This window comes from Nocardia yunnanensis, assembly GCF_003626895.1.
In the GTDB taxonomy this organism is placed as follows: domain Bacteria; phylum Actinomycetota; class Actinomycetes; order Mycobacteriales; family Mycobacteriaceae; genus Nocardia; species Nocardia yunnanensis.
This window is the reverse complement of record NZ_CP032568.1, coordinates 7,000,145-7,011,863: the sequence shown is the minus strand read 5'-3', so window position 1 is coordinate 7,011,863 and position 11,719 is coordinate 7,000,145. Positions and strand designations below refer to the sequence as shown.

The 11,719-nt window shown below is 63.1% G+C and carries 9 protein-coding genes, 1 tRNA gene and 1 pseudogene; 9 read left to right on the top strand and 2 right to left on the bottom strand.

What is annotated here, in order from left to right:
* The first annotated feature begins 35 nt into the window (after positions 1–35).
* The 5 genes from D7D52_RS32820 (at position 36) to D7D52_RS32800 (ending at position 6,825) form a co-directional block, all read left to right on the top strand.
* Positions 36–1,271, top strand: coding sequence for an ROK family protein (locus D7D52_RS32820; RefSeq protein ID WP_120742643.1), 1,236 nt, complete (start codon positions 36–38; stop codon positions 1,269–1,271).
* A gap of 130 nt (positions 1,272–1,401) precedes the next feature.
* Entirely contained in the window at positions 1,402–3,312 is a 1,911-nt protein-coding gene (locus D7D52_RS32815; protein WP_120742641.1) for a type I restriction endonuclease subunit R, read from the top strand.
* Positions 3,309–4,637, top strand: coding sequence for a restriction endonuclease subunit S (locus tag D7D52_RS32810; RefSeq protein ID WP_120742639.1), 1,329 nt, complete (start codon positions 3,309–3,311; stop codon positions 4,635–4,637). Before D7D52_RS32815 ends, D7D52_RS32810 begins: the two co-directional genes overlap by 4 nt.
* Positions 4,634–6,175 carry a class I SAM-dependent DNA methyltransferase gene (locus D7D52_RS32805; protein ID WP_120742637.1) on the top strand — a complete coding sequence of 514 codons (1,542 nt, stop codon included), beginning with the start codon at positions 4,634–4,636 and terminating at the stop codon, positions 6,173–6,175. Before D7D52_RS32810 ends, D7D52_RS32805 begins: the two co-directional genes overlap by 4 nt.
* A 110-nt stretch (positions 6,176–6,285) precedes the next feature.
* On the top strand, positions 6,286–6,825 hold the full coding sequence (locus D7D52_RS32800) for an NUDIX hydrolase (protein WP_120742635.1): 540 nt from the start codon (positions 6,286–6,288) through the stop codon (positions 6,823–6,825).
* Here D7D52_RS32800 and D7D52_RS32795 read toward each other — a convergent pair.
* Positions 6,809–8,176: an NsdA family TPR-like regulatory protein gene (locus D7D52_RS32795; RefSeq protein WP_120742634.1), complete on the bottom strand. Its 1,368-nt coding sequence runs from the start codon at positions 8,174–8,176 to the stop codon at positions 6,809–6,811. The two genes, D7D52_RS32800 and D7D52_RS32795, sit on opposite strands and share 17 nt — an antisense overlap.
* 218 nt (positions 8,177–8,394) lie before the next feature.
* On the opposite strand from D7D52_RS32795, the gene D7D52_RS38225 reads away from it, so the two are divergent.
* The 4 genes and pseudogenes from D7D52_RS38225 to D7D52_RS40485 all read left to right on the top strand — a co-directional run.
* A complete protein-coding gene (locus D7D52_RS38225) occupies positions 8,395–8,571 on the top strand; it encodes a hypothetical protein (protein WP_162958707.1) in 177 nt (58 codons plus the stop codon).
* A gap of 3 nt (positions 8,572–8,574) precedes the next feature.
* Positions 8,575–8,832, top strand: coding sequence for a helix-turn-helix domain-containing protein (locus tag D7D52_RS32785; RefSeq protein WP_120742629.1), 258 nt, complete (start codon positions 8,575–8,577; stop codon positions 8,830–8,832).
* Positions 8,829–9,296 carry a hypothetical protein gene (locus D7D52_RS32780; protein WP_120742627.1) on the top strand — a complete coding sequence of 156 codons (468 nt, stop codon included), beginning with the start codon at positions 8,829–8,831 and terminating at the stop codon, positions 9,294–9,296. The genes D7D52_RS32785 and D7D52_RS32780 overlap by 4 nt, the downstream gene beginning before the upstream one ends.
* A gap of 482 nt (positions 9,297–9,778) precedes the next feature.
* Positions 9,779–11,008 (top strand): annotated as a pseudogene (locus D7D52_RS40485) (recombinase family protein); the annotation flags it as partial.
* Between the two features lie 577 nt (positions 11,009–11,585).
* On the opposite strand, the gene D7D52_RS32765 reads toward D7D52_RS40485, so the two are convergent.
* Positions 11,586–11,661, bottom strand: a tRNA-Ala gene (locus D7D52_RS32765).
* Positions 11,662–11,719: the final 58 nt, after the last annotated feature.

The following is an 11,719-nucleotide window of genomic DNA, read 5'->3' as shown; positions in this document are numbered from 1 at the left end:
CCTTCGCAGGCATCGACGGAAGGAGCGGGCGGGGCGTGTACCAGTTGACCGCGCGGGATATCAGGCGCCGCAACAGGTTCTGCGTGCTGCAGGCGGTGTACGCCGCCTCCGGGCACACCAGCAGGCAGCAGATCGCGCAGGCCACCGGCCTGTCGTTCGCGACGGTCGGCAATATGATCGCCGAACTGCTCGAGGTGGGGGTGCTGGCCGAGCTCGGCTACGAGGCGGCCGGGATCGGCCGTCCCCGCGCGCAGTTGGCCATCAATCCCGAGCGCGGGCGGCTGATCGGCGTCGATATCGCCGAAACCTGCATCCACGTCGATGTTTTCGACCTCGCGATGACGGTGCTGCGCTCGACCGAGATACCCGTCGACCCCGCCGCCACCACGCCGGACGATATCGTCGAATCGATCGTGCACGGCATCGGCGAGGTGGTGGCGGGCGATGCCGACCGGGTGCTGGGGGTCGGCCTCAGCGTGCCCGGGTTGGTCGAGCCCGACACCGGGACGTCGGTGTTCTCGCCCTACTGGCATTGGCAGCAGGTGCCGCTGAAAGTCCTGTTGGCACCGCAGCTGCCGTACCCGCTGTATCTCGACAATCCCTTGAAAGCCAGTACGGCGGCGCAGCTTTGGTTCGGCGCGGGCCGCGATGTGGACGATCTGATCGTCGTCACGCTGCGCGCGGGCGTCGGCATCGGCGTGGTCATCGACGGGCTGCTCTATCGCGGTGTCACCAACAGCGCGGGCGAGTGGGGCCACACCAACCTGGTCCTGGACGGACGGGCGTGCCCGTGCGGCCGCAACGGGTGCGTCGAGGCGTATGTGAGCGCGCCCGGCATCACGGCGACGCTGCGCGAAATCGCGCCCGGTAGCCCACTTCTCGCCTCCGACGATGCCGCCACGCTCGCGGCCGTCGCGGCGGCGGCCTGCCGGGGGGACTCGACCGCGGTCGCGGTCATCGAGCGGACCGGAACCTATCTGGGCGTCGCGATCGCCAATCTGGTGAACCTCTTCAACCCGCGCCGCATCGTCTTCGGGGACCTGGTGGCCCGGCAGCTGGGTGTGCCGCTGCTCGAGGCCACCCGCCGCGCGGCGGCCCATCACGCCATGTCCGATCCCTTCGCCGCGGTCACCCTCGAGCTGGATCCCCTCCCGCACAATCCGGCCAGTCTCGGTGCCGCCACCTTCGCGCTCGAGGGCTTTTTGGCCGACCGGGAAACCTTCACCTCGGTCTCCGCTCGCCGCACCCGCCGCACCGATGCCCCGGCCTGAGTGCCTGTCCGGGATCTGATCGATTTGGGAACAGACCGTGTGGGAGGTTGCCGGAAGTGGCCTGACGAGGCGGAACCTCCTGGTAGCAACAGGATTACCAGATCCACTGTTGCCCAGAAGGTTCCGTCTTATGAAGATGTGTTCTTGGTCGAACATCCTTTTACCAGGACTCTGCGCTCTTACATTGCCCAGCAACCACTTTCAGCGAGTCCACCGGTCACCCAGCACGCCCAGCCGCTACCCGGAAAGGCTCATTGTTGACGAGTGCCACCGGTCGATCTACGGCAAGTGGCGTGCAGTGTTGGAGTACTTCGACGCACACATGGTCGGCCTCACAGCTACTCCCGTGGCGCAGACGTTCGGCTTCTTCCACGAGAACCTGGTCAGCCAGTACACATATCGCCAGGCAGTTGCGGATGGCGTGAATGTTGACTTCGATGTCATGAGGATCAGGACCGCGGTCGGCGAGCAGGGCGGAAGTATTCCGGCGAATGTCCCCGTTCGGATCGTCGACTTGCACACTCGCCGTGAGCGTTACGAACTGCTCGACACGAACTTGGACTACAGTGCGGACGCGATTGGTCGGACGGTGATGAACCCCAGCCAGATCCGCACGGTGATCCAGCGGTTCCACGACGACTGGCCGCAGTATTTCCCGAACCGCCAACACGTGCCCAAAACGCTCATCTTCGCCAAGACCGACCAGCACGCCGACGAGATCGTCGAGATCGTGCGAGAGATATTCGGCGGGGACAGCAAGTTCTGCGCAAAAATCACCTACCGGGCCGAAAACCCCGAGCAACTGATCTCGGATTTCCGCACAGAAGGAGCCTTCCGGATCGCGGTGACGGTCGACATGATCGCCACCGGAACCGATATCAAACCGCTTGAGTGCGTGATGTTTCTGCGCGGGGTCTCGAGTGCGACGTACTTCGAGCAAATGAAGGGCCGCGGTGCACGCACTATCGACCCCGATGCCTTCCAGCGTGTCACCCCGGGCGCGCGGGCGAAGGAGAAATTCCTGCTGGTCGACCCGGTTGGCGTCACTGACCACCCGCTGGTCGATGCCCGGCCCCTGCAGCCGGCAAGCCAGCGGCAGGTCAGCCTAGAAAAGCTGCTGAACAAGGCTGCAAGCCAGGGCATCAATGTCGAGGAAGCGGCTGCGCTCGGATCGCGGCTGGCGAGCTTGAACCAGCAGATCACACCCGACGAGCAGGCGGAACTGGCGGAATTGGCCGGTGGCGAAACAATCACCGAAATCGCGCAGGGTCTCGAACGAGCGACCGACGACGAGACCCAGGAGCAGGCATTCCAATCCGGAGGCGAACCAGCGCAGAGGCAACTGGTCCTTGACGCTGTTCGCACCCTGGCCGAGCATCCTGAGCTGCGTGCACGTATCCTCACCATCCGCCGGAAGTACGACATGCCCTACGACGAGCACACCCTCGATCGAGTGATGTCGGTAGAAGCGCGGCTCCTCGGCACGAACGCGCCACAGCAGACGGTCGAGGACTGGCGGAAGTACATGGACGACAATGCGGACGAGATCGTCGCACTCGGGGTCGCATTCAGCGACCCAACCCGAGCTCCCTCTGACGTGTACAAGTCGCTCAAGCGATTGGCCTCCAAGATCGAGTCGCCGCCGTACCAGTGGACCCCCGAGATCCTTTGGCGGGCCTACCAGCGCCTCGGTATCGCCCAGGGTAACGGTGGACGCAAAGGCGTGCCTGAACTGATGGCGATCCTGCGCTACGAACTCGGGCTGGACTCCAACCTCAGGCCATACCGGAGCGTCGTGGAGGAGAACCTACGAAACTGGCTGGCGCGGCAAGAGCAGGACGGCATCCGCTTCACCATCGACCAAGTCTGGTGGATCGACAAGATCGCGGTGACACTCGCGAATCGTTTGTACGTAACCCCCGACGACCTCGATGGCGTACCGTTCAGCGAGCGCGGCGGCACCGACGGCTACATCCGTGAGTTCGGCGACGACCGCGCCGAACAACTACTCGACGAGCTGAACAGGACGCTACCTGCATGAGCGATCTTCCACCAGGCTGGGAATGGGCAACCTTCGCAGACGTGGCCGAGATAGCGAGCAACCTCGTCGATCCTGCCGATCACATGGATTCCCCACACATTGCGCCAAATCACATAGAATCGTGGACAGGCAGGATCCTCGAATATTCGACTGTTGCTGAAGATCGAGTTACAAGCAGCAAAAACAAATTCATAGCCGGACAGCTCTTGTATTCAAAGATTCGACCTTATCTCGCGAAGGTTGCGTCTGTTGATTTTTCGGGGCTGTGCAGTGCCGACATGTATCCGATTAATAGTTACATAAACAGAACTTACCTCAAGTGGTGGATGCTCACCCCAGCCTTCACGGCATCTGTGATTAAACATCAGGGCCGGTCGGTTCTGCCGAAAATTAACGCTGCCGCCCTGCGGACGATACCGATACCGATCCCGCCAGTTGCGGAGCAACAACGGATCGTTGCCACGCTTGAGGGCAATCTGTCTCGCCTCGATGCTGGAATTGAGAATGCAGTGCAAGCAACGCGGCGAGTGGAGAAGCTGTGGTCGGCAACGCTTGAGGGCGCTCGATCGGGCGAGTTGGTTGGGCTAATCACGGCCCCGCGCGAGCGGCTAATTGGCGATCTTGCTGAGGTACAGGGCGGGATACAGAAACAGCCCAAAAGGAAGCCGGTGAACAACAAATATCCATTCCTTCGCGTTGCGAACGTATCTCGTGGCGACCTCATCCTGAATGATGTTCATGAGGTTGAACTCTTCGACGGTGAAATTGATAAGTTTCGACTTGCCGCCGGGGATCTACTCGTGGTCGAGGGAAATGGGAGTGCAGATCAGATCGGCCGCGCGGCGATGTGGCACGGCGAGATTGCAGACTGCGTTCATCAAAATCATCTCATTCGAGTGCGTCCTGGGCGCGAGCTGAATCCAAGATACTTGGAGATCGTGTGGAACTCGCCCACAACGGCACGGGCTCTTCGGCAAGTCGCAGGATCGACCAGTGGTTTGCTCACTCTGAGTGTTGCGAAGCTGAAGGCATTGTCTATCCCTGTTCCTGCCATGGAGGAACAGGAGCGCATTGTCGCCGAGTACGACATTTGGCGCGGTCGAGTAGAGCACGCGCGTATGGCCACCGATGTAGTAATGCGGAGGGCTGACCGCCTTCGTCGTTCGATCCTTGCTGAGGCATTTGCTGGACGATTGGTCCCGCAGGATCCCAAAGACGAGCCCGCTTCGGTTCTGCTTGAACGTATCCGCTTCGAGCGTTTTGCCCATCAAAAATCCAAGCGAACTCGTCGAATGAAGACCACTAACCAGGAGACTCTGCTGTGACGGTGCCCAAGACTGCCGCCGAGGCGAAGCAGCTTGTCGACAAGCTGTGGAGCTACTGCCATGTGCTCCGGCATGACGGAGTCTCCACCATCGACTATGTCGACCAGCTGACTCTGTTGCTGTTCCTTAAGATGGCGCAAGAGCGCCAAGAGCGGAAGTCATTCGGTGAGGCGAAGGAGATCGTGCCAAGCCATCTCGGCTGGCAGACGCTGCTGGACGCCGATGCCGAGGATCTCAAGTCCAGCTACGAGAATATTCTCGATCAGCTGGGAAAGAGGCCGGACACTGCGCTCGGGCTGATCTACCACGGTGCTGAGAACAAGATCCGCAACGCGGCCACATTGAAGAAGCTAATTGTCGACCTCATTGACAAGGTCAACTGGTCCGGCACAGGGGTGGACATCAAGGGCGACGCATACGAGGCGTTGCTGGAAAAAGGCGCCGAGGACATCAAGTCCGGTGCCGGCCAGTACTTCACGCCCCGTGCGCTCATTGATGCCATCGTTCGCTGCATGCGACCGGAGCCTGGAGACACCATCGTCGATCCAGCGTGCGGTACGGGTGGTTTCTTGCTTGCGGCGCACGATTACATCCAGCACCACTACGGAGATGATCTGTCGAAGGAGGATGCGCGCCACCTCCGCGACGGCGGAATCTCCGGCATCGAACTCGTGCACGGCACCGCTCGATTGGCCCAGATGAACCTGCTTCTGCACGGTATCGGCGATCCGGGCGGTCGAGCCTTGATCGATGTCAAGGACGCGCTGGCTGAGGCCCCTGGCCCCGACGAACGTGCCACCATGGTCTTGGCGAATCCTCCGTTCGGCCGGAAGTCCGGTTTCAGCACGGTTGATGAGTTCGGCAAGGTCACCCGCGAGGATGTCACCTACGACCGATCCGACCTCTGGGTGACGACCAGCAACAAGCAGCTCAATTTCGTCCAGCACATCGCCAACATGATGAAGATTGATGGCAGGGCGGCCGTGGTCGTTCCGGACAACGTTCTGTTCGAAGGCGGGGCCGGAGAGACATTGCGACGCAGACTGCTCAGGGAGTGCGATGTCCATACGTTGCTCCGCTTGCCGACGGGGATCTTCTATGCAGGTGGCGTGAAGGCGAACGTGCTCTTCTTCGACTGCAAGCGATCCCGCCCAGAGCAGCCGTGGACAGCGAAGCTTTGGGTGTACGACTTCCGCGTTGGCGAACACTTCACGTTGCGGCAGAACAAGCTGGAGGCGCACCACCTCGACGAGTTCGTTCAAGCGTACAAACCGGAGGACCGGCACGGTCGCACCGAGTCTGAGCGGTTCAAGTGCTTCACCTACGAGGAATTGCTTGCCCGGGACAAGGTGAACCTCGACATCACATGGTTGCGCGACCCCGACCTTGAAGACGGCGACGAGCTGCAACCGCCAGAAGTCATTGCGCAGGAGATCGTCGAAGATCTCCAAGCTGCACTCGACGAGTTCGCAGCTGTCGCAGAAGCATTGCAGCTGGCTAAGGCCGAGCGAGAAGGCCAGGTCGTCGTTGGTGAATGACAGAATCTAACGGTAGGAGGCGCGGTCGTGAGTCGTTGCGCTGGGCGGTAACGCGCGAAGGCAGTCGAGGACAGAGTCCAGCCGACTGTTGACCGCGTAGGGTCTGGGGCGTGAAGCGTGCGACGCAGTGGAAAATCCTCGGGGAGCGCCTGGTCGATGAGAATCGGCACATTCGGCTCTCGACAGTCGACGTCGAACTACCAGACGGGGTTCGGTTCACGCAGTACGTGGCGCGGATGCCGCGGTGTGCGATGACGTTGGTACTCAACGAGAATCGCGAGGCGCTGTTGATGTACCGGCATCGGTTCATCATCGACCAATGGGTGTGGGAACTGCCCGGCGGCTATGTTGACCACGCCGAAGATGTCGCGGTGGCCGCAGCACGGGAGGTGGAGGAGGAGACCGGGTGGCGGCCCCGCACGATGGAGCACCTGGTGACCTATCAACCCTCGATCGGCACCCTCGATCAACCGCAGGAGATCTACCTCGCCCGAGGCGCGGACCTGACCGACACCGCACCCGACATCAACGAGGCCGAGGACGTGCGGTGGATCCCGCTGGCCGAGGCGGCGGCCATGATCGACCGCGGTGAGATCGTGGGCGCGGCCACGGTGGTGGCGATCTATCGGGCGCTCAGCCTCGCCGAGTGAGTTCGAGGATCTGCTGGCGGAAATCAGCGACCTCGGTCAAGTCGTTGAATGGCCGCAATCGGTAGCGCAGGTCTCGCAGGTAGGACAGGCTGCGGCGGGACGCGAGGTCGACGGCGATATCGAGCGCGCCACGTCCGACCCGCACAGCCTCGCGTGGGTCGGTTACGGTCAGGGCAGACGCGAGCAGGCTCAGGTTGAATGCGCGCCCGCGTTGGTAGCCCGCCGACATCGTCAATGATCGCTGCGCGAATTGCGCTGTGCGCGTGTGGTCGCCGAGTTCGCGGAAGCAATGAGCGGTTTTCGCGGATATGTAGGACTGGTCGAAGTAGGCCAGCCACACCGGTTGTTCGCCGGGTCGGGCGCGGTCGTAGGCGCGTTCGGCGGCGTTTAGGGCTGTGGTGCAGGATGTTTCGTCTTGGCGGGCGGCGTGTCCGTGGGCTTCGACCATGTGGCATTCGGATTCGAGGGCAGCCAATCCCGCCGTGCGGGCGGCGATCTGGGCGGCGCGGGCCAAGTCGATGGCATCGCCAGGCCGACCGACGTAGGTGGCCTGGTGGCTCATGGCGGCCATGATTTCGGCGCTGAGCGCGCCGTCGCTGGCGGCCCGGGCGAGGCGGAGGGCCTGGATCAAGTAGCGCTGAGCGAGGCCATGATCTTCCTGGTCGTAGGCGGCCCAACCAGCCAAGCGGACGAGTTCGGCTGTGGAGCCGAACAATTGGCGGCCGATGTGTTCGTTGAAGCTGCCGCGCAGCAGCGGCGCGACCGAGCTGTGCAGGTACTGCACGATCGTCGAGCGGACCTTGCCGCCACCGACCTTGTTATCGAGATCGCGGAACGCGGCGGCCATGGATTGGACCGCGTCGACGTCGATCTGCCCGACACGTCGCGACGAGCCGATCGACACGGGATGCTCGGGGCCGGGCAGCGTCAGCCACCGCATCGATGCGGCCGGGTAGACCGCGACCGCGTAGGAGGTGTCGTGCAGGAATCGGCGGTGCTCGATGTCGCTGCGCCACAGTGCGGTCGAGGCGTCGACAGCGCCGGAGAGGCTCAGTGAGAACTCCAGGCCGAGATCCGGGGCCGCATCTCGGGCGTTGGACATGCCGCACATGGCCGGTGTGATTGTGCGCCCGAGTAATTCGGTCAGCGTGTCCGCGATCAGCTGCGGTACCGGCGGTTGGGGCTGCTCTCCCGAGAGCCAGCGCCCGATCGAGGTGTGGTCGTAGCTGAGTTTCAGCCCGAGACCGCGGCCCCGGTCGACGACGCGGCGGGCGAGGGCCTTGCGTACCCCGCCGGCCTCTTCGACCAGCTCCTCGAACTGCCGATTCGGTTGTTTCGCACGGCGTCCCATGCATCGCAGTGTGACACCGGTAACATCGAACCGCTATCAATCGGCGATTGCGCACACCCCCTGTGCACACACCCGCCCAGCCCGCGCGCCTACCGATGACCGCCCGCTGTGCAGTGGACTGGCAGTCAGCCCCACCAATGCCGGGTGGCCTGTTAACACGCGATACCCCCGGCATCGGGTGCGCTGCAACGACCGCCGAGTACCGGGAGCTGCCGGACATGGACATCCTTCTTGCCATCACGCTCGTCTCGCTAGTGGTCTTCGCCGCCGCCGCAACCGGCCGCCTTCTTGCTGGCAGTGACGGTCCCGCGCCGCGGCTGACCGTCGCTGACATCCAGGCACGACTGGCCGCCGAACCGCCACGCAGTTACGTCCCGATCAGTCGAGGGCGGTGAACGATGGCGTTCACCGAACCCGAGGCGAAAGTGCTTGGCGCACTGTCGAACCTGGACCCAGCCGAAGCGCTGACCGTGCGACAACTCGGCCGCGCGACCAGGCTGCCCGAAACCTCGATCCACCGGGCACTGCTGCGACTGTCCCGCACCGGGCTCGCGATGGGCACCCTGCAAGGACCAGCGCGCTGGCGCTGCACCAATCGGGGTCGCCTCGCGATTACCCGCCCCGTATGTCGCGAATACGCCGGGACCCGACCATGACCAACTACGTGATCGGATTCCTCCGCCCCGACGTCTCTGGCGAACAGTGGCAGCAGGACGAGGCACGCATTCACACGCTCGCGGAGAAGCGCGGGTGGTCGGTGGTCCTGGTCTACTTCGGCGACCCGAAGCGCCCCGGTGCGGTGATCAATCGCCTGATGAATCTCGCCTACGCCGAATGCGTCAACGAGGTGATCGCCCCAAGCGCCGACCATTTCGAACCCGACGACATCCCTGCCCTGGTCAAGATCGCCGACGTGATCTGCGCGGACACCGGAACCAGGTACACCATCCCAACAGACGACGCTCCCCAAAGCCCCCCGAAACCCGCAACTGCTGGGAGGAGGGAACCGATGAAGTCCTTGAAACCCGGCCCGAACGGCAACAGCCACTACATGTGGAATTTGCCCGTAAACGCCGATGACGACGGTCAAGACCAGACCGGCCTGATCAACCGGCGGTAGGCGTCACTGCTCCCACGAACCCGTTCTGAGCGCCCCAGGTAAGGCAATCGCCCCTGGGGCGCTCGGCTGTGGCGACACCGATCGTTATCGAACCTTTTCGCACGCAAATGTCGAAATCGGCCCCTCCTTGGCAGTTAACAGGCGCGACACCCCCCATGTGCCGGAACCCAGCGGACCCCGTGATTGATGCCGAACTTTGACCGCGGAACACGGAATTGCATCAATTCCGGTCCCGGACGCGGATAAACGCGGGTTCTCCTGCCAGTACAGGGTGACGCCACGCCAAACGCCGAACATCTCACAGGAGCCCCGATGGAACGTCCCGAACCCGGAAAACACTCCCCGTCAGATACAGAACCCGCCGAGCCATCTGCTCGTAACCGCGCCCACCAACGCTGGCACATCGACCGAATCGACACCGAACCCCTCACCGCCACCCAACACGACCATGCCGTCACCCTCCTCGCTGACCTCCTCACCACATGGATCCACCGTCACCACCCCGACAACGGCGAACGGAATGCCGCATGAAACGCCACGACCGAAATAGCCGCCACACCAATACATTCGAAAACCGATCGAGGGACAATAGGACCGGCGACATAACGGACGGAATCGCGTACTCGAATTCCGTGCCGTCACAGGTTGTTTCAGATATCCACCGTTGCGAGAAACGTGTATCGATGGGAAGGACCGGCAGCATGGCAGGCACCAAGAAGTCCTCAACTCCGCGTATCTCTACCGACATTGCCGCATGGGAGCAGGACGTGCGGGTAGGGACCTACACCCGCCGCTCCACCACCGAAGACAACCAGCCCTACTCCATCGAAGCCCAGGACACCCGCCTGGACTCCTACATCGATTCCCAACCCGGCTGGCGGCACACGACGTCCTTCACCGACGACGCGTCGGGCGCGAGCACCGAACGGCCCGGCTTGCAACGCGCGTTGCAGGCCGCGCGTGCCGGACTCGTTGATGTGCTGGTGGTCTACCGGGTCGATCGCTTCTCCCGCAACCTGCGCGACCTGGTCACCCTGCTCGACGAACTCGACCGAGCCAAGGTCGTGTTCCGCTCGGCCACAGAACCATTCGATACCTCCACTCCCATGGGGCGCATGCTGGTGCAGATGCTGGGCATGTTCGCCCAATTCGAACGCGACACCATCATCGACCGCGTCATCGCGGGCATGGAACGCAAAGCCGCCAAAGGCAAATGGAAGGGCGGCAAACGACCCTACGGCTACCGGGTCGACAAGGCCACGCAAACCCTGCTCGTGGACGAGGCCGAAGCCGTGGTCGTGCGCATGATCTTCGACCTCTACTCCTGCCGTCGTCTCGGTGCCCGTGCCGTCGCCGCGGAGTTGAACACGCGGGGGCACCGTGCCAGCACCGGCCGTGAATGGTCCGGCCACCACGTACTGCGGATCCTCAACAGCCGGATCTATCTCGGCGAGTTGACCTTCCGCGGCACCACCGTCACCGACACCCACCCCGCACTCATCGAACCCGCCACGTTCGACCGCGCCCAAACCGTGCTCGAAGCGCGCGGGGAATCCCACGCCCACCGCGCCGCCAACTCCTCGGACTACCTGCTGACCGGCCGCTTGCGCTGCCCGCGTTGCGGGCGTGCCATGATCGGCACCCGCGCCACCGGCCGCTCCCGCACCTACCGCTACTACACCTGCTTCAACCGCGCCCGCTACGACAGCGACAAGTGCGACTTCACCCGCCTCGACGCCGACTCAGTCGACACGGCCGTTCTGGAAGCCTTGGGCAAGTTCTACCGCACCCGGCACGATCTGATCAGCCAAGCCATCACTGCCCAGCAGCGATGCCACCGCGATTCCAGTAGTGACACCCGCATCGAACTGGACGCCGTCGTCGCCGAGCTCGCCAAAGCCCAGCAGGCGATCGACCGCTACCTGAACGCCTTCGAAAACGGCACCCTCGACCCCGAACTCCTCGCCGGACGACTCGGCGAATTACGCACCAAGACAACCCAGCTCACCACCCGCCGCGACCAACTGACCGCCACCCTGGCGAATGAACCCACAGCCCCGGAACCCGCCGCGCTGGATGGCATCGCTGACCACATCGCGGAAATCATCGCCACCGGCACCCGCACCCAAGCCAAGGCGCTGATCGAGGCCCTCGTCGCTCAGGTCGCCATCACCGGACCCGACCGCCTAGTCCCCACCTTCCGCATCCCCCAACCCGGAAACGACATTGGGGCTGGTACCGCTTCTGCGGTACCAGCCCTGATGGAGTCGGTTCGTGCAATGGCACGATTGGTGGAGCTAAGGGGACTCGAACCCCTGACCCCCACACTGCCAGTGTGGTGCGCTACCAGCTGCGCCATAGCCCCGTGTTCATTTTTGTGCTAGCGGGGCGGTGCCCTGCTTGCTGGAACGAAGTTACACGAC